9 protein-coding genes are annotated in these 19,312 nt (G+C 62.8%); 3 read left to right on the top strand and 6 right to left on the bottom strand.

The annotated features are described in order from the left end of the window. The first annotated feature begins 148 nt into the window (after nt 1–148). Both ABD937_RS01655 and ABD937_RS01660 read left to right on the top strand, forming a co-directional pair. Nucleotides 149–9,766 carry a PKD domain-containing protein gene (locus ABD937_RS01655; protein WP_345252875.1) on the top strand — a complete coding sequence of 3,206 codons (9,618 nt, stop codon included), beginning with the start codon at nt 149–151 and terminating at the stop codon, nt 9,764–9,766. Between the two features lie 5 nt (nt 9,767–9,771). Beyond that, nucleotides 9,772–10,794, top strand: a complete 1,023-nt coding sequence (locus ABD937_RS01660; RefSeq protein WP_345252876.1) for a PorP/SprF family type IX secretion system membrane protein — start codon at nt 9,772–9,774, stop codon at nt 10,792–10,794. Nucleotides 10,795–11,052: 258 nt separating this feature from the next. Here ABD937_RS01660 and ABD937_RS01665 read toward each other — a convergent pair whose 3' ends face one another. Then, nucleotides 11,053–11,505: a PPC domain-containing DNA-binding protein gene (locus ABD937_RS01665; RefSeq protein ID WP_345252877.1), complete on the bottom strand. Its 453-nt coding sequence runs from the start codon at nt 11,503–11,505 to the stop codon at nt 11,053–11,055. Nucleotides 11,506–11,580: 75 nt separating this feature from the next. Here ABD937_RS01665 and ABD937_RS01670 point away from each other — a divergent pair, with 75 nt between their 5' ends. Beyond that, complete coding sequence (locus ABD937_RS01670; RefSeq protein WP_345252878.1) at nt 11,581–14,352, top strand: CHAT domain-containing tetratricopeptide repeat protein; 2,772 nt, start codon at nt 11,581–11,583, stop codon at nt 14,350–14,352. Nucleotides 14,353–14,460: 108 nt separating this feature from the next. Here the strand turns inward: ABD937_RS01670 and ABD937_RS01675 are convergent, their stop codons facing one another. The 5 genes from ABD937_RS01675 to ABD937_RS01695 all read right to left on the bottom strand — a co-directional run bounded on the left by ABD937_RS01675 (nt 14,461) and on the right by ABD937_RS01695 (nt 19,109). Then, complete coding sequence (locus ABD937_RS01675; protein WP_345252879.1) at nt 14,461–15,207, bottom strand: anti-sigma factor family protein; 747 nt, start codon at nt 15,205–15,207, stop codon at nt 14,461–14,463. Further along, the gene (locus tag ABD937_RS01680; RefSeq protein WP_345252880.1) at nt 15,197–15,808 is read right to left on the bottom strand and encodes an RNA polymerase sigma factor; all 612 of its coding nucleotides are present in this window, start codon (nt 15,806–15,808) and stop codon (nt 15,197–15,199) included. Before ABD937_RS01680 ends, ABD937_RS01675 begins: the two co-directional genes overlap by 11 nt. 32 nt (nt 15,809–15,840) lie before the next feature. Then, a complete protein-coding gene (locus ABD937_RS01685) occupies nt 15,841–16,995 on the bottom strand; it encodes a glycosyltransferase family 2 protein (RefSeq protein WP_345252881.1) in 1,155 nt (384 codons plus the stop codon). Between the two features lie 364 nt (nt 16,996–17,359). Next, nucleotides 17,360–17,815, bottom strand: coding sequence for a DUF983 domain-containing protein (locus tag ABD937_RS01690; protein ID WP_345252882.1), 456 nt, complete (start codon nt 17,813–17,815; stop codon nt 17,360–17,362). A 10-nt stretch (nt 17,816–17,825) separates the two neighbouring features. Next, the gene (locus ABD937_RS01695) at nt 17,826–19,109 is read right to left on the bottom strand and encodes a UDP-N-acetylmuramoyl-tripeptide--D-alanyl-D-alanine ligase (RefSeq protein WP_345252884.1); all 1,284 of its coding nucleotides are present in this window, start codon (nt 19,107–19,109) and stop codon (nt 17,826–17,828) included. Between the last annotated feature and the right edge of the window lie 203 nt (nt 19,110–19,312).

The following is a 19,312-nucleotide window of genomic DNA, read 5'->3' on the forward strand; positions in this document are numbered from 1 at the left end:
GCCTGTAGCGGGGTTCTTGCATATACCCGCTGCAGGGTATTGGGCGCTTTACTGGAAACGGCTAGTATTGGCGATTTTCCCGGCACCGCCAGTGCCACTTCCCAGAATCAAGATTCTTTTTTGAAAGATGCCCACAACCAACTGCATTATGAGACAGGCCCTCCAGGTGACCGTATTGTTACTGCTCTCCCTATCTTCCTTCGGCCAGCAAAAGAATGCTGCCAAGCGGAAAGCATCCGCTATCAGTAGTACACAGCGCACAACGGATCCAGGGTATACGATCACGCCTCAGAACACGTCGCTCTGCCAGGGTGGAATCGTGACCCTGACACCCTCCGCCCCCGGTGTACCCAACCCGGTTTACCAGTGGACAAAGGATAATGCAAACATCGCAACAGGCACGAGTGCTACCTACGTAGCGAACGAGACCGGCCAGTACAGCCTTATCGTGACCAGTGGAACAACGACCATTCATTATGATACGGTGTCGGTAACGGTAAACCCGAACCCGACCGTAAGCTTCACGTTCACGAATGACAACACCTGTGCCGGCACCAACGTGGTGTTCACCGCAACGGCAGCAGCCGGCACGGCGCCCTTTACCTATACTTGGGATTTCGGCAATGGCGCAACGGCAAGCGGCGCGACTGTTACCAAAACATTCAACCCTCCCTTCGGCTGCAGCTTCGTTGATTCGACGGTTTCGGTTAAAGTAACCGATGCCAAGGGCTGTATCGTAACGGCGACGCGTACGGTGCGCATCAAGCAGAAGCCCGATGTGCAGGTGAAGGATATACAAAACCTGTTCAATCAGTTCAACAACTGCAACAACTCACCCTCCACGGTGAATCCGAATTTTACGGTCAGGATCGACAACATTTCCCCCAGCGCTTCCTGTATCACTTCTTATAACGTTGACTGGGGTGATGGCAATACGCAAACAGGCCTTACCGCGGCCAGCTTCCCGATCCCACATACGTACACCAGCCTGGGACAGTTTCCGCTCGTCATCACGGCTATCGGTACAAACTGCAACAACTCGAGAACCTACAACGTCGTAAACCAGTCTAACCCGGCCGTGGGAATCTCGGCTCCCGGAAATACTACCGGGTGTGCGCCGACCGGTTTCCCGTTCACGCTGAGCAACTATAATCTCAACTCACCGGGCACCACGTATACCTGGAGCTTCGGCGATGGCTCTGATGATACCGTTTGGACCACGCCGGTGACCAATGCGGTGATCAACCACATCTTCGACACTACCTCATGCAATTCGCCCGGTCAGCAGTTCATCGTGAAAGTGACGGCAACGAACGGCTGCCGTTCGACGAATGCAACGGTGGACAACATTACCATCTACAAAAAGCCAAAGGCGAGATTCAACAGCCCATTGAGCGCCTGCGTCAACAGCTCGGTTTCGTTCACCAACACATCTGTTCCAAGCTATAACCAGGGGAGCTGTAACCGCGAAACGCTCTATGACTGGAACTTTGGAGACGGCGGCACGTCCACTCAAACCTCTCCCAGCCATGCGTACACTGTGCCCGGCACCTATACGATCCGGCTGATCGCTACCGGCTCCTGCGGAAATGATACCACCACCCGTCAGATCTGCATTGTCGGAACACCTTCTTCTACCTTTACAGCCGATAATCTTTCAGGTTGCGCTCCGCTCACGGCGAATTTCACCAACACGTCCACCTCGCTCACAGCCTGCACACCCGCTGGCTACAGCTGGTCGACCTCTTACTCAGCCACCAACTGCGGTACCGGTTCCAGCGCAACGTTCACCAACGGGACCTCCCCATCGTCCACCAACGCTACGTTGCAGTTCACCAATCCCGGTACCTATACCGTACGGCTGTCGGTTACCAACGCCTGCGCCACGGTCAACGACACAAAAACAGTCGTTGTCAAATCAAAGCCTTCGATCAGCTTCCCCAGCCTCTCCAACGGCTGCGCCCCCTTTACGCAAGCTCCCTCCGCTACGGTGACCAACTGCGGCAGCAGTCCGCTTACGTACGCCTGGACGTTCACCGGCGGCACACCGGCCAGCTCCACGGACCTGAACCCCGGTAGCGTGCTCTATAACAGTTCCGGTAATTATACGGTAGACCTGGCCGCCACCAACGAGTGCGGTACAACCACTGCCGCCCGCAATTTCGCCGTGAGCCTGCCGCCCGATCTCAACGTGCCGGCGCCGGTGAGCGCCTGTCCCGGCGCTTCTGTTTCCGGCCTGACGTCCAGCAGCGCTACGGGAGGCGTCACCTACGCGTGGACAAACTCGCACACGTCCATCGGGCTTTCCGGCAGCGGTGCCGGAGCCACCCTCCCCACGTTTACAGCGACCAACACGACGGCCAGCCCGATCGTGGCTACCATCACGATGAAGGCCACTTCGGTGACCTGTGTAACCACCAAGACCTTCACCATCACCGTAAACCCGAAGCCGGCAAAGCCCGCCGCCACCACTACGGTGACGCTTTGCCAGGGCGCCACGGCGAACCCCCTCTCCGCTACCGCAAGCGCCGGCCACAGCCTCGTGTGGTACACTGTTGCCAGCGGCGGCACCGGAAGCGCCACGGCACCTACGCCGGCCACCACGGCTACCGGCACCACCGCTTATTACGTTAGCCAGAAAGACGATGCCACCGGCTGCGAAAGCGACCGCACGAAGATCGACGTGACGGTAAACCTAACACCGGGTATCACGACCTCCAGCGCCGTAAGCCCAAGCTCCTGCGGCGGTAACAACGGCACCATTACCCTCAATGGACTCATCGCTGGTCAATCGTATACAGTTACATATACCAAAAACTCGGGAACTCCTATAGCCGCAACAATGACGGCCGTCAGTGGTGGCGTTATCACGATCACCAGCCTCGGTGCGGGCACCTACAGTAATATCACGGTGACGCGCAACAACTGTACCTCTGCTTCCGTAGGCCCGCACACCCTCTCTGACCCCAACCCGCCGGCGACGCCGGTGCCCACGGTAGCGTCCAGCCCCATCTGCAGCGGCGCCACCCTGCAGCTGAGCGTGCCTTCGGCCGGCGCCGGCGCCACTTATAGCTGGACCGGCCCCAACGGCTTTTCGAGCAGCCTCCGCGAGCCCTCGGTGACGAATGCCAGCACCGCGGCCACCGGCACCTACAGCCTCAGCATCACCGTGGCCGGTTGTACTTCGGGCACCGGTACCGTCAACGCCACGGTGAACCAGACCCCGGCAACGCCTACCGTATCGGCCCCCGACGTCTGCAGCGGCAACACCCTCAGCATTTCTGCAAGCAGCAGCACGGCCGGCGTTACCTACAGCTGGACCGGTCCCAACAGCTTCATCGCCAACACGGCCGATATCTCCATTCCGAATGCAAGCACCACCGACGGTGGCGCCTACAAGGTGACGGTGACGCTGGGCGCCTGTACTTCTACGGCCACGGTGACGCCCACCGTCAATCCGACGCCTTCGATCACGGCCGCGGCAAACAACCCGACCTCCTGCGGCGGCGCCAACGGCTCCATCGTCATCAGCGGGCTGAGCACCGGCACCTATACCATCACATACAAAAAGAACGGCAGCGGCCAGAGCCTGCCCAACCAGTCGGTCACCGGCTCCACCTTCACCATTCCGAACCTCAACGCCGCCACCTACAGCGAGATACAGGTGACGCGCACCGGCTGTCCCTCTAACCAGGTAGGTCCGTTCACTCTTTCCGACCCGAGCGCGCCCGCCGCACCAACGGCCGGCGCCAACGGCCCCCTTTGCTCCGGCCGCGACCTCGAGCTCACCGCCAGCCTGGTGGGGAATGCGACGTATTCGTGGAGCGGACCCAACGGCTTCAGCAGCGCCATCCGAAACCCGGTCATTACCACGGCCAGCACGGCTGCTACCGGCACTTATTCGGTAACGGTGACCGTAGCCGGTTGCTCCTCACCGGCGGGCACGGTGGATGTGACGGTGAACCCCACACCCGCTACGCCAACGGTATCCGCGCCGGCAGTATGCAGCGGCAATACCCTGCTGCTCAGCGCCAGCAGCAGCACCGCGGGCGTCAGCTGGAGCTGGACCGGCCCCAACAGCTTTACATCCGCCGTCGCGGCTCCGTCGATCAGCAACGCCGCCACCACCGCTTCCGGTAGTTATACGGTACGGGCCACGCTCGGCAGCTGCTTTTCGGAGGCCGGCGTAACGGCTACCGTGAAACCGACACCCGTCATCAGCGCCACCGCCGCCAACCCCAGCAGCTGCGCCTCTACTACCGGCTCCATCACGATCAGCGGGCTCACGGCCGGTACCTATAATGTGTTCTACGAGAAGAACGGCGCCCCGGTATCCTTACCCGGCCAGACGGTCACGGGTTCCACCTTCGTCATCACGGGCCTTCCGGCCGCTACCTACGACCGCGTCCGCGTGTCGCTCGACGGCTGCCCCTCGAACGAGGCCGGTCCGTTCACGCTGTCGGACCCCAACCCGCCTGCTGCGCCTACGGCAGGCGCCAACGGCCCGATCTGCGCCGGCAACGACCTCCTCCTGACCGCAAGCAACGTAACCAACGCCACCTATACCTGGAGCGGCCCGAACGGCTTCAGCAATAATTCACAAAACCCAACGATCGCGGGGGCTACTACCGCGGCCAGCGGCACCTACTCGGTAACGGTGACGGTGGCCGGGTGCTCCTCGCCCGCCGGCACGGTGACCGTGACCGTGAGCCCGACGCCCGCGCAACCCACCATCACGAGCAACGCACCGGTGTGTAGCGGCAGCACGCTAACGCTTAACGCCGGCAGCAGCACCCCGGGTGTGCTCACCTATGCCTGGGAAGGGCCAGGCGGATTCACAAGCACCCTGCAGGACCTGTCGTTCCCCAACGCCAGTGCCGCCAACGGAGGTATATATACGGTGACCGTTACCCTCGGTACCTGCCCGTCGGCGCCACGCAGCTTTACGGCAACGGTGAAGCCGACGCCGGCGATCACGGGAACCGCCACTTCCAACCCGACCACCTGCAACACCGCTACCGGCTCCATCACGCTGCAGGGCCTTACGACACCGGGTACCTATACGGTGAGCTATACGGCCAACGGGAGCCCCCGGGTGCTTACGGGTCAAACTCCTTTGGCCGGGGGTACCCTCGTGCTCCCGAACCTGGCAGCAGGCGTCTATGACGCCATCACCGTTACCCTTGATGGTTGTCCGTCCAATCTAGTTGGTCCCTTCACGCTCTCCGACCCCAACCCGCCTGCGACGCCGGTGGTCAGCAACAGCGGGCCGCTGTGCTCGGGCACGAACCTGTCGCTGACGGCTACTTCCGATGCCGGTGTGACCTATAGCTGGTCGGGGCCCAACGGCTTTATCTCCAACCTGCAGAACCCCGTGCTCACCGGCGTGCCCATGGCCGGTGCCGGCACCTACTCTGTAACGGCGACCCTGAACGGCTGTACCTCCGCCGCCGGCAGCACCACGGTGCTGGTGAACCTCACCCCCGAAGTGCCCGTGGCGTCGAGCCCGGCGGTCTGCAGCGGCAATACCCTTTCGTTGACGGCATCTTCCGCAACGCCCGGCGTCAGCTACTCCTGGACCGGGCCTGCCGTATTCGTTAGTGCGCAGCAAAACCCGACGGTGCCGGGCGCCACGGCGGCCAACGCCGGTATTTATACGGTAACGGCAACGCTGGGCTCCTGCTCGTCGCAGGGTACTACGCAGGCCGTGGTGAAGCCGACCCCCGTGATCGCCGGCTCGTTCACGAACCCCACTGCCTGTAATACGCCCACCGGGACGCTCTCGGTGAGTGGATTGGATGCCGGTGTATATAACGTGAGCTACTTGTATAACGGCACGCCGGTGACCGTCACCAACGTGTCGCCCAACGGTTCCGGCACGATCACGATCACGACGCTCAATGCGGGTCTGTACGAAGCGGTGCGCGTATCGCTCGATGGCTGTCCTTCCAACGAGGTAGGTCCCTTCACGCTCACGGATCCGAACCCGCCCGCGGCGCCTGCGGTGAGCAGCAACAGTCCCATCTGCTTCGGCAGCACGCTTACCTTAAGCGCCAACGGCGTTGCCGGCGGCACCTATGCCTGGAGCGGTCCCAACAGTTTTGCCAGCACCCTGCAGAACCCCTCCATCGCCAATGCGACGACGGCTGCGACCGGCACCTATACCGTGACGGTGACGCTCAACAACTGCACTTCGCAGCCCGCTACGCTGAGTGCCATCGTGCACCCACTGCCCGCTGCGCCGGCGGTAACGACGCCCGTGGTGTATTGTAAGGACGCGACGCCCCAGGCCCTGACGGCTACGCCGGATGCGGGTGCAACGCTCAACTGGTATACCGCTGCAACCGGGGGCACGGCGTCCGCAACGGCGCCGGTGCCCTCAACGGCCACGGCGGGCAGCACCACTTATTTCGTAAGCCAGACGAGTGCCGCACAATGCGAAGGCCCGCGTACGGCGATCGAAGTGGTGATCAACCCCGACGCCGATGCGCGGTTCACGTTCGCGCGCGACACGGCCTGCTGGCCCTTCGTGCTCGACATCCAGAACACGTCGACCGGCTCGAGCAACGGCTCCTACAACTGGTATGTCGACAACGTGCTGATCGGTACTTCTACGGGAGCCTTCCCGGGTTATACGATCGCCACGCCGGCTACGGCGGTGACCCTGAAGATGGTTTCGGTAAGCGCCTTCGGCTGCAAGCCCGACAGCACCGAGCATACGTTCCGCACCCTGCCTAAGGCAGTCGCCGGGTTCACGGCCTCCCGGACGAGCGGCTGCGGTCCCTTGAGCGTAACCTTTACGAACACGACGGCGCTGATCGATACGTTCCGCTACCAGTGGAACTTCGGTAACGGGCAATTCGTCAATACAGCACAACCCGGCACCATCGTGTTCCCATCGGCGCCGACCGCCAACGATACGGTGTATACGGTGGTGCTGAAAGCCTTCAACGAGTGCGACACGAGTGTGTTCCAGATGAACATCACGGTGTCGTCGAAACCGCGCGCGCTTTTCACGCCTGATCGTACCACCGGCTGCTCGCCGATGCGCGTCCGGTTTGCAAACACCTCGCTTGGCCATGGCAACAACTACACCTGGGATTTCGGCGACGGCACCCTCGTGAACAGCGCCACCCGCGATGCGGTGGAGCATGTGTTCCATACGGCGGTGGTCGATACCTTTTACGTGAAGCTGATCGCGCGCAACCAGTGCGGTACCGACACGGCCACGTACTCCATCATCGTGTCGCCCAACCCGATCCAGTTGTTCATGGCGGTGAACGGCACGGAGGCCAACGGCTGCGCCCCGCATACCGTCAACTTCATCAACAATACGGTGGGCGCCACGGGCTTCCAGTGGGACTTCGGCGACGGCAACACGCTGAGCACCACCCAGGGCATCGACACGGTAACGCATCAGTACCTCAACGCCGGCACGTATACGGTGCAACTGAAGGCCTTCAATGGCTGTACCGATACGACGATGCTGCTCACGATCAACGTGTTCGCAAAGCCGGCAGCGGCCTTCACCGCCAGCCAGAACATCGTGTGCATCGGCGACTCCATCCACTTCACCAACAACACTGCCGGCGCCACTTCCTACCTGTGGAAGTTTGGCGACGGCGACGTGTCTACGCTGACCAATCCCACGCATGCCTACAGCACGCCGGGGGTATACGAGGTGGTGCTCGTGGCCTTCCGCATCAACGGGCCGGGCAACGTGTGCACCGACTCGGTGCGGGTGCCCATACAGGTTCGGGCCTCTATGCCTGGCGGCATCACGGTCAGCGATTCGCTTACGAATTGCGTACCCTTTACCGTCTCCTTCAGCAACCCGAATGGGCCCGCCGCGGTGGTGACCTGGGACTTCGGCGACGGCAACAGCAGCACCGGCAACAACGTAACGCATACTTATACCCGCACGGGTGCCTTCCTGGCCCGGCTCACAAGCATCGCACCGGGTGGCTGTACCTACGAGGCGCAGCGCCTTATCCGCGTCAATGCGCCGGGCGGACAGCTGCAGTATGCCGGTGGCTTCGTGTGCGGCCCGCGCACCGTGCGCTTCGATGCCGCTAACCTGGTCAACACGGATACGCTGATCTGGAACTTCGGCAACGGCGTAACCCAGACCACGCTCGCGGCACAGCCCTTCATCTTCTACACCTACCCCGCGCCCGGCACCTTTGTGCCCTCGGTGACGCTTGCCTCTACGGCGGGTTGCCGCGTGCCGCTCGCGGGTCTTGATACCATCAAGGTGGACCGGCTCATCAGCGGGTTTACCGCCACGCAGGACCGCGTATGCGGCAGCACCACGGTGACCTTCCGCGATACGTCCAACGTGTTCTTCGGGGTGCGTGAGGTGAAGTGGAACTTCGGCGACAATACCACCGGAACCGGTGGAAATGTGCTTCATACGTATACCACCAGCGGGCAGTACAACATCCAGCAGATCGTGATCTCCAACAGCGGTTGCTCCGATACGGTTTACAAGGTAGTGGATGTGGTGGTGCACGGTATTCCGCAGGCCGGCATCGCCGCCGACGCCCTCGGCTGCGCCCGTATCAATACGACCTTCACCGCCAACGTGCAGTCGGTGGATGCCATTGCACTGTATGAGTGGACGGTCAACGGCACCATCGTGTCGAACAGCAACCCCTTCGTCACCAACTTCACGGCTGCGGGTACGTACAACATCCGCCTCATCGTACGCACGGTGAACGGTTGCGCCGATACGGCCCTCCATGCCATCACCGTGCGGCCTTCGCCGGTGGTGACCGCTACGCCGCCCGATGCGGTGCTGTGCCGCGGCAACTCGGTTCAGCTTAGTGCCTTCGGCGCCGGCGTGACGCGCTATGAGTGGGACCCGCCGCAGGGCCTCAGCTGCTTCACCTGTCCCAACCCGGTGGCATCGCCCACCACCACCACCCGCTACATGGTGGCAGGCTACAATGCTTCGGGCTGCCCGGGCTATGATACCGTGCTGGTCACGGTGATGCAGCCCTTCGCGATGACGGTATCGGCCAACGACAGCATCTGTATCGGCGACACGAGCCGACTCCTGGCGAGCGGCGCCACGCGCTACGAATGGTCGCCGAACATCAGCCTCAGCGCTACCAACATCGCCAACCCGCTTGCCTGGCCGGCCAATACGGTGACCTACCGCGTGGTGGGCTTCGACGGCGCCGACTGCTTTACCGATACGGCCTTCGTGACCGTAGCCGTAGGGCGCTACCCGACGGTAAGCCTCGGTCCTGATCTCGTGCTCGCCACCGGTTCGCGGCAGCCGCTCAACACGGTGGTCGTCAACGGGCCGATCCGCGACTGGGCCTGGTCGCCCGCTACGGACCTTAGCTGCAGCAACTGCCCGCTGCCCTTCGCCACGATCCGCAACGACGTCACCTACTCAGTGATGGTGACGACGCCGTATGGCTGCTCGGCCACCGACACGCTCCGCATCAAGGCCTTCTGCAAGGAGACGCAGGTATTCATGCCGAATGCCTTCACGCCCGACGGCGACGGGGTCAACGACGTGTATTTCGTGCAGGGCTCAGGCATCGCGCGCGTAAAGACCTTCCGCATCTTCAACCGCTGGGGCGAGCTCGTGTTCGAAAAGAATGCGGTCAATGCCAATGACGTCACCGCTGGCTGGGACGGCCGCATCCGCGGGGTGCCGGCAAGCCCGGACGTATACGTCTACACCGTAGAAGTACTGTGCGAGAACCATACACCCTATACCTATAAAGGAAACGTAACCTTGTTAAAATGATCGCCATGAAAAAGATACTGATGGGGGCGGGGCTGCTGGCCCTCGCCATGACGGCGGAAGCGCAGGACATCAACTTTTCGCAGTTCTACGAGCTGCCGATGCTGCGGAACCCCGCGCTGGCGGGCACCTTCCGCGGTGATATCCGCGGCACGGCCGCCTTCCGCAGCCAGTGGGGCTCTGTGACCACGCCGTTCAAGACGGCCTCGCTGGGCACGGAGCTGCGCCTCGGCGCGGGCGCCAACTCCGACAACTACTTCGCGGTAGGCATGCAGCTGACGCAGGACGTGGCCGGCGACTCGAGGCTCAGCCGCACACAGGCGCTGCCGGTGCTGGCCTTTCATAAATCGCTCAACGGCGAAACCGATACCTACCTCTCCGCGGGCTTTATCGGTGGCTGGGTGCAGCAGCGGTTTGATGCGGCTGCGCTCACCTTCTCCGACCAGTTCGTGAACGGCGCATATAGTCCCACCAATCCCACGCGGCAGCGGCTGCCCGCCTCCAACGTCACGTATATGGACGCGGGCGCCGGCATCACCTTCAGCTCTGTGCTGGGCTATGATGTCCGCTACTATGCCGGCGTCGCGCTCTTTCACTTCAACCAGCCAAAGGTGGCTTTCGATGCGGCCAGCGACATCCGCCTCAACCAGAAGCTGATGATCAACGCGGGCCTCTCGGCACCCACCAGCGACCTCGACCGCGTCATCCTTTACGGCGACCTGTTCTTCCAGGGCGGGCACCGGCAGTTCCAGGGCGGGGCCATGTACCGCCACGGGCTCTTCGAGGCCGACGACGATTACGGTGTCGCCCTTTCGCTCGGCGGCTTCTACCGCTGGGGCGACGCGGTGGTGCCCGTGGTGAAGCTCGATTATTACAACTGGGGGGTGGGGCTTACCTACGACATGAACGTGAGCAAGCTGACGAAGGCCTCGACGCTGCGGGGTGGCTTTGAGCTGACCGTGCAGTACCGCAACTTCCTGAACGTGCGCAGCTCCTCGGCCAACAAGGTGCGTTGCCCGGTAAGCTTATAGGTAGTTTAGTCAGTGATTTGGAAGGCGCACGAAGTGCGCCTTTCTTGTTTGATGAACCGGCCGCTAGCGGCCTATTCACGCAACGGCGCGGCGACGCAACGCCCTTTTGAAAAGTACATGATGACGGAAACGCTTTTTTCTATCCTGGTACGCTGAGGCAACGGGTGGCGCCGTGCGATATGCGTCTCTACGCAACATTCGTTTCGCCGCGCCGCCCTTCGCCGCGCCGCTGCGTGCATACGGTGAGCGCAGCGAACCCTACTCCTTCGGCCGCACCTGCAGCTCCTCCCAAGGCGTGGTGCCGTCTTTTTCGCGGGTGAAGCGGAGCCCCGTGTCTTCCTGCAGCACGATCTCGGCGGTGGTGTAGATGAGATTGCCGTCGAGCAGGTGCCCACCGATCGTGCGGCCGGTGCTGTCGGCAATGGATAGGTGAATATGGGAGCCGTTCTTCGATACCGTGCCGCTGAGGCTTACGATCTCGAAGTGGCCGTCGCCCCGGGATCCGTCGGGCTGATTGGCGAAGCGAATGTTGTAGGAGGTCAACGAACCCGCGCAGGTAGCGATCCAGCCAGCTTCGATGCCGGCCCGGTCGGCATAGGCTTGTAGCTCTTTACGGAGGTCGGCGCCCGGTTTCAGGCGAAAGGCATGGGTCTTCGTCATATCGGAGCGGCAGGCGGTGAGGAATAGCAGTAGCGGCAGGAGGCGTTTCACGCCACGAACATACGAATTGCCTGCGGCGGCGGGGCGGGCGATTGCGCATTGCCGCTAAAGCAGGAACTTTAGGGCGTGTGGCGTTCCGTAACCTTATGCTTCCTCCTGCTGGCTGCCGGCTGCCCTGCGCTGGCCCAGGTGCCCCCTGCCGCGCGGGCGCGCTTCACCGAAGCCGACCGCTACTACGGGCAGGCGCTCCTGAGCGGGCTTACCGACGAGGCGGCCGAGGAGCGCCTCAACCGGAAGGCGCTGCAAGGCTTCCAGGCCTTTCTCCGGGAGCCGCTGCCGCCGGGGCGTACATCCGATTCGCTGCTGCTCGCGGCGCATATCAAGGCGGGAGAGCTCGAGCAATACTTCGGCGATAACACCCGCGCCCTCGCACACTACACAGCCGGTATCGCCGCACACCGACGCGCCCGCTTGCTGCCCGATTCACTCCTGTTCCGTCCGTATATCTTCTGTGGCATCATCTCCTATGCGCACAGCCGGCTCGACAGCGCCCGGTACTACTTTGACCTGGCGGAGCGGGTGCAGGCAGCCTACCCCAAGCCGCTTCACGAGTCGGAGCGGCTGTACAACAATATGGGTGCGATCTTTTTCGAGGCCGGCAACTACCGGCAGGCGCGCAATTATTTCGAGAAGGCGCTCGAGGTGCTTCCGCGCAGTCATCCCTATTACGCCGCGCAGTACGTCAACTACCGCAGCAACATCGCCGCGGGGCTTGTGCGGCTCGAGGAGTACGACAAGGCCATGGCCGCCTACCGCGAGCTGCTTGCCTACGGCGCACATGCCAACGAGATCCGCAACGTGATGGGCATCATCCGCCTGCGGCAGGGCGCGCCCGCCGAGGCGATCCGGCTGTTCCGGCAGGTGCACTACGGGGATGCCCGCGCCGCCGGCCTCCACAACGACCTCGCGCAGGCCTTTCTCGAAAACAGGCAACCCGATTCGGCGGCAAGGCACATCGTGGAAGCGATGACCCTGGGCCGCCGCTACAACGGCGACCGGCCTTCGACGGCGCTTGGCCAGAGCCTCAAGCTGCGCGGCGACCTCGCCCGCATGCTGGGCCGGTACGACGCCGCGCTTGCCGATTACCAGGGGGCGCTGCATCAATTCTATCCTGCCTTCACCGGCACACAAGTGGCTGATAACCCGACGCGGTATTCCGGCCTCTTTCCCTATCTCAACGTATTCCAGGCGCTGCTTGCCAAGGCGGAAGTGTTGCAGGAACAATATGCCCGTGGCGGCGCGCTGGTGCGCGGCGATGCGGCACTCGCAGCCTATCGCTCCGCCTTCGCACTCGTAGACCATATTGGCCATACGTATGAAAGCGACGAGGCAAGGCTCTTCCTGCAGAAGGCGCGGTACACGGTGCATGGCAAGCCGATCGACCTGGCGTTTGCACTCTACCGGAGCACCGGCAACACGCAGTACCTCGAGGGCGCGTTTACGTTCGATCAGCAAAACAAGGCTGCGGTGCTGGCCTACAACGAAGGGACCTGGCGCAATGCGCGGGGCGGCGACACGCTCTGGCAGCGGGAGCAGGCACTGCGGGCCGACATCACACGCTGGTCGCTACGGGCACAGCGCAGCCAGGATTCAGCAACGCGGGCGACCGCGGAGGCGGCCATCCGCAGCGGCGAGATCGCGCTCGGGAAGCTGCGGCGACAACGTGCCGAACGTCATCCCCTGGCGCTCCCGGAGCTGCCCTCCGTAAAGCACCTGCAACAGGACTTGCTCGATAACGATACCCGTCTTCTTTCCTTTCACCTCGCGGGCAACCAGCTTACGACCTTTGCGCTTACGCGTGATGGCTTCACCGGGCTGCAGCAACCGCTTTATGCCGGCTTCCACCGCGAGCTCGAGGCCCTTGTACGGAGCCTGCGCGTCCCCGACAGTGTCCGCACGGATGCTGCTGCGGTGCAGCGCCTCCACCGCCTCCTGCTGGGGCCGGTGCGCGGGCCACAGAAGCGCCTGCTGATCATTGCCGACGACGAGCTGCACTACCTGCCGTTCGAAGTGCTCCACGACGGCGCGCGCTATGTGGTCGAAGACCACCGCGTGCAATACCAGTATTCCACGGCGCTGCTGAAGAAAGAGCGGCTGGCGCTGGGCGACGCGCGCGTCCTGGCGTTCGCGCCATTTGCCCGCAGCGGCTTCTCCGGCGGTGGCCTCTCGTTTGCTGCCCTGCCGGCGACATCCGTAGAAATACCCTCCGGCGCGGGCCGTGCCTGGACCGGTGCCGACGCCACCCGGCAGCGTTTTCTCGACGAGGTGGCCCGCTATGATATCGTGCACCTCGCCACGCATGCCGTGGCCAATACGGAGCAGCCCGCGCTCTCGTACATCGCTTTTGCACCCTGGGCGGCTTCAAAACCTGAGGCTGCGCTGCTCTATGCCGGAGAGATCTACGACCTGCAGCTGCGGCGCAACCGCCTCATCATCCTCAGTGCCTGCGAAACGGGCAGCGGGGCGCTGGTGCGGGGCGAGGGGTTGCTCAGCCTGAGCCGTGCCTTCGCCTACGCCGGCTGCTCGAACATCATTACCTCGCTCTGGAAGGCCGACGACGAAGCCACCGCGGCCATCATAAGAAGGGTGCACCATTATCTTGAAAAAGGCGATGCCCCCGATGCAGCGTTGCAGCAGGCCAAGCGCGATTACCTCGCCGACCCGAAAGTGCACCCGCGCCGGAAGCTTCCGGCATACTGGGCGCACCTGGTGTACTCGGGTGCATTGCCGGAGGCGCGGGATACGCGGTGGATGCCCTGGCTTACCAGTGGGCTGGCAGCCGCGCTGCTGGTACTTCTCTGGATCGGTTGGAGGCGGAGGAGGAGCCGCTTCCCATGAGTGGGTTTTTTGGCCGACCGTATAATTACGGGTGCATGCCTTTCCAGCAAATGTAAAAAGCGGCAATCGCCGCTTTTTTGATGCTCATTATCGATTACGTGGCCCTCGTTAGTCAAGTGTTTGTACCTGCCTGATCATCTCTTCGGTCACCCGGCCGTGATACAGGTGTGCGGGGTTGTTGCGGATCGGGAGCAGCAGGTCCAGTGCTTCGAGGGGGCGTTTCAGTTTGATGAGGGCGAGTGCGCGGTAATAGGCCGCGTCTTCCGCAAACGGTCCTCCTTCAAGGGGTTGCAGCAGCGCCGCCGCTTCGGAGGCCCGGTTCAGGTGCAGGGCAGAGAGGCCAACGAGCAGCCGTTGTTGGGGCGACAAGCGGCTGTTCGGCTCCTTTCCCAGCGCATATGCCTGTCCGTATTTCTCCTGTGCGTATGCCGCCTCGATCGGCGACGCGGTATCGCTTCCCCGTTGCGCCGAAAGATCGTAGTTGATAAAATGGCGCGTGTATACCTGGTTCGGCGTCAGGTGCGTGCTGTCGTACCAGCGGATGCCAATCCAGAGTCCGGCGAGCACGGCGGCCGCGGCGAGTGCGGGGCGCAGCCAGCGCAGCGGCCGCACCGGTGCTTCTTTTCGTGCGGTGGCTTCTGCGGGGATCGCCTCGTGCTGCCTGCGTGCGGCCGCCACCTGCTCGTTCAGCGCTCCCCAGTGCAGCGCGCGGGCAGCGAGCCGCAACCGCTCGTAGCCTGCCTGCAGCTCGGGCTCCTGGCGGAGGCGGGTCTGCAGGGAAGCTTCTTCGGCGGGGTCAAGCGCGCCGTCGAGATAGCGGATCAGCAGTTCTTCATCGGTATCACTAAGGGGCATACAGCAGGTTTTTTAGTTGTTGGGCGAGGGCAGGTTCCGATTCGATCAGTTCCGACAGCTTTTTCAGGCAGCGGTGCTTCTTGTTCCGCGCCACCTGCTCGCTGCCAAGGCCAAGGTCGGCGGCGAGCTCGCGCATGGAGCGCTCCGCGTAGTAAAAGCCGGTAAGCAGTTCGCGGCAGCCTGCACCAAGCCGCTCCAGCGTTGCCTGCAGCCCTGCACTCGCCTCCTTGTGCTCCAGCAGCTGCGTGGCACTCTCCGGCAGCGCGTCGCGCTCCTGCTCGAAGATCGCCGCCCGGTCCTGTGCGCGGCCGCGGCGGCGCAGCTCGTTGAACCACTTGTTGCGGGTCATGGCGAACAGGAAGGTCCGGATGCCCGACTCTTCGCGGTACCGTCCGTCCTGCACGCTGTATACGAAGGCGAGCGCTACTTCCTGGAACACATCCTGCCCGTCGTCGTACGTGCCGCCGTGGCGTTGTACCAGGGCCGCCATATCCGCCGCATAGGTAGCATACAGCCGGGCGATGCCTTCGCCCGCGCGGCGCCGGTCGCGCAGCAGTGCCAGGAGTTCGATGTCGGTGTCGATCGTTGAACCTTTATTCATTAGTACCGGCTGCCGGTGGTTTTGTAATCAAGCTACCAATTTTTTTCGCCCTTGTCGGCACGGAGCTCCGAAAGCGGGTAAAAGTGCCCGCGCCACCAGATGCCACCCTGCGCCAGGTTGGTGACCGCTGCGCGCAGCATCACCCATACCAGCACGGCCCCGGCTGCCGGCACCAGCAATCCGTGCCCGAGGCGGCTGTACTTACCCCGGCCCGTACCCACGGCACCGAGCTGACCCAGCAGCACCAGTGCAGCGAGGATCCATTCGCGCGGACCGCCGAAGAGCACCAGCAGCGGGAGCGGCAGCACCAGGAACAGGAGGGTGGGCAGCACGCCGGCCACCAGCAGCAGCGGCAGGCGGTAGTTGTATACCGAGAACATGTTCTTCATGAGGCCGTCTACGAAGGCTCCCACGCTGTCGTACCATTCGAGGGCGATGGCGCCGCGCCCGTAGAGGGCGTCGCAGCGGCCGCCGGAGGCCTTGATGCGGGCGCCGAGCTGCAGGTCGTCGTCGGGGCGGAGGGCGAGGGCTTTGTGCGTGCCGGCGCGCTCGTAGGCGCTGCGGCGCACGAGGTTGAACGCGCCCACGCCGATCGTGGCCGAGCTCTTGGGATCCCGCACGGCCCAGGGGCGCTGCCGCATCTCGAGCATCGTGGCAAAGGTGGAGAGGAGCGCATTCAGGGCTTCGGAGCGGGAGCGCACGTAGGGGAGGAGCGTGAGGTGGTCGAGCCGGTGGCGGCGGCTCCAGGTAAGAGCCTGCAGGAGGGTGTCGGGGGCAAATTGAATATCGGCGTCGGCAAAGAGGATCCACTCTTCGCTGCTGGCGCGGTAGCCTTCGTAGAGCGCGTGGTTCTTCCCGAGCCAGCCGGCCGGCAGCTCCGCGATGGTACGTACCTGCAGCTGCGGGTAGCGCTGGGCATAGTCGGCGAGGATGGCGCCCGTGCCGTCGGTGGAGCGGTCGTTGACCAGCAGGATGCGCAGGTTCGGGTAGCGGAGGCGCACCAGCGTGTCGAGCGCCCCGGGGAGGTCGGCTTCCTCGTTGCGGATGGCGATGATGAGGGCCACGGCTTCGGTGCCTGGCTCCGGTGCCACATCAGCCAGGAACGGGATGCGGCGGCGGTAATAGGTGAGCGCCACTGCAAGGCCGGTCCAGAATAGCGCGGCGAGGATCCCGTAGTAAAATAGCATCGCGGCAAATGTACTGTGCTGATGAGGTAATGTGCTGATGGGGTAATGTGCTAATGGGGTAGTAAGCAAATAGAGATAATGCGAACAGGAAATAAGGACCAAGGAATGGAGAGAAAGCACGCGGATTCTTATGATCGATACGATGAGCGTGGGTGGAGGCATTATGAGACACAGCATTCGGTCTACCCGTAGCGGCGTTTGTGATGTACGTGTAAGATTTGTATGACATTGGCATCGGGAGGAAGAACGCAAGCACCGGAAAGCATACGCACTTCCACCAGGGAAAAGCAGGAGTAATAAGTTCCGTTCCACAGAGTCACCCCTTCCCTTGGGGAAGGGGCCGGGGGATGGGCTGGGGGTGAGGTCACCAGTTATTGGCTTGCTCCGCATTATGACGCTCGCCGGCATCGGGCGGGTTGGTGCGCCAGTGCGGGTCGTACGAAACGAAGCAGGAGAGCCAGAAGGCGCGGGAGAAGCGCATCAGCCAGGGCTGCCCCAGCAGAAGCCCCACCGAGTTGCAGCCCAGCCACCAGAAGAAGCGGCGGTCGGAGAACGAGAAGCCGATGAGCAGCCACCAGAGCAGGAACGACAGGGCGCTGATGGCCACGGCGATGAGGTAGCTCACGTACCCGGTGCCATAGTAAAAGCCGACCTCGATCTCCGTGGGTTGTGCGCATACCGGGCAGGCGCGGTGCATCTCCATGTTGCGCCCCACGCGTAGCGACACCGGGTGCTGAAAGAGCGCCCCTTTGCGGCAGCGCGGGCAGTAGCAGCCGAGCAGGGTAGACAAATAGCCACGGGTGGCGCCTTCGGGATGCATCGGGGAAAGCTTATAGGTAGTCGAGCACTTGCTCCATACCGGTGCTGCGCGAGCCTTTCACCAGCAGCTGCGCGTCCTGCACGTTCTGCTCCTTCAGCCAGGCGCCGGCCTCCTGCGCGGTGGCGAAGCGGCGGTACGGGTGATCGATCTTCCCGAAGTCGCCGCCTACGAGCAACACTTCCTGCCAGGGATATTCGGCGATCAGGGACGCTATGCCCTCGTGCTCGGCAAGGCTTTCTTCACCCAGCTCGGCCATCGCGCCCAGCACGAGCCATTTGCGCCCGCCGCCCGCGCGGGCGAAGTTCTCGATGGCGAGGCGCATGCTGCTCGGGTTGGCGTTGTAGGCATCGAGGATGATGCGGTTGGAGCCTTTCTGCACGAGCTGAGAGCGGCTGTTGGACGGCGTATAGGCCTCGAGGGCTTCCCGGATCTTTTCGGGCGCCACGCCGAAGTGCCGCCCGATGGCCACGGCGGCGAGCACGTTGGGCAGGTTATAGCCGCCCACGAGCTGCGTGCGGACCGTTCCTTCGAAGCCGCGCGTAAACGCCACTTCGAGGAAGGGATCAGACTGCACGGCATCGCCGGTGTAGGCGGCCGCGTGCGTGCCGTAGGTTACGAGCTCCACGATGCCGGTGCTCATGGTATGGAGGTAGTCGTAGTCCCAGTTCACGAAGGCGGTGCCGCCGGTAGCGCGCAGGTGGTCGAAGAGCTCGCCCTTGCCTTTGCGTACGCCTTCCACGCCGCCGAAGCCTTCGAGGTGGGCTTTGCCGCAGTTGGTGATGAGGCCGTGCGTGGGCAGCGCCACGCGGCAATAAGCCGCGATCTCTTTCTGGTGGTTGGCCCCCATCTCGATGATGGCGAATTCGGCATCATCGCGCACCTTGAGGAGCGTGAGCGGAACGCCGATGTGGTTGTTCAGGTTGCCTTCGGTGGTATAAGTACGGTAGCTCGACGATAGCACCGCGTGAATGAGTTCCTTCGTGGTCGTCTTTCCGTTGGAGCCGGTGATGCCGATGAAGGGGATGCGGAACCGGCTGCGGTGGTGCAGGGCGAGCTCCTGTAGTGCCGTGAGCACGTCGGGCACCAGGAAGGTCTTCCCGTCAACCGCATAGGCCTCCTCGTCGATCACACAGGCGGCCGCGCCCGTTTGGAGGGCCTGCTGCACAAAGGTATTCCCGTTGAAGTTGGGTCCTTTCAGGGCAAAGAACAGATCCCCTTCCTTCAGCTTGCGTGTGTCGGTCTGCACCGAGGGAAAGTTGCGGTACAGCTCGTATAGACGTTCGATCGAAGACATGAGCAAAGGTAATATGCTAATGGGGTAATGGGGTAATGGGGGAATAGGAGATTGAGTTTTGGAGGTTTTGGAGGTTTTGAGGGTTTTAAAGGTTGGGTGCCAACTAGCCCACGGCTTCAGCCGTGGGTTTTCGATTTTTACCAGCCCATGGCTTTAGCCATGGGTTTTCGAAAGGTGGGCATTGATGGATTAGTTGTGGCAGT

Origin of the sequence: Flaviaestuariibacter amylovorans, from assembly GCF_039541815.1 — a bacterium.
GTDB lineage: Bacteria > Bacteroidota > Bacteroidia > Chitinophagales > Chitinophagaceae > Flavisolibacter > Flavisolibacter amylovorans.

Bases quoted from the DNA above. Each gene is read 5' to 3' on its own strand.
- ABD937_RS01680 (WP_345252880.1), bottom strand. From the start codon at position 15,808: ATGAATAAAGGTTCAACGATCGACACCGACATCGAACTCCTGGCACTG.
- ABD937_RS01655 (WP_345252875.1), top strand. From the start codon at position 149: ATGAGACAGGCCCTCCAGGTGACCGTATTGTTACTGCTCTCCCTATCT.
- ABD937_RS01690 (WP_345252882.1), bottom strand. From the start codon at position 17,815: ATGCATCCCGAAGGCGCCACCCGTGGCTATTTGTCTACCCTGCTCGGC.
- ABD937_RS01695 (WP_345252884.1), bottom strand. From the start codon at position 19,109: ATGTCTTCGATCGAACGTCTATACGAGCTGTACCGCAACTTTCCCTCG.
- ABD937_RS01675 (WP_345252879.1), bottom strand. From the start codon at position 15,207: ATGCCCCTTAGTGATACCGATGAAGAACTGCTGATCCGCTATCTCGAC.
- ABD937_RS01660 (WP_345252876.1), top strand. From the start codon at position 9,772: ATGAAAAAGATACTGATGGGGGCGGGGCTGCTGGCCCTCGCCATGACG.
- ABD937_RS01685 (WP_345252881.1), bottom strand. From the start codon at position 16,995: ATGCTATTTTACTACGGGATCCTCGCCGCGCTATTCTGGACCGGCCTT.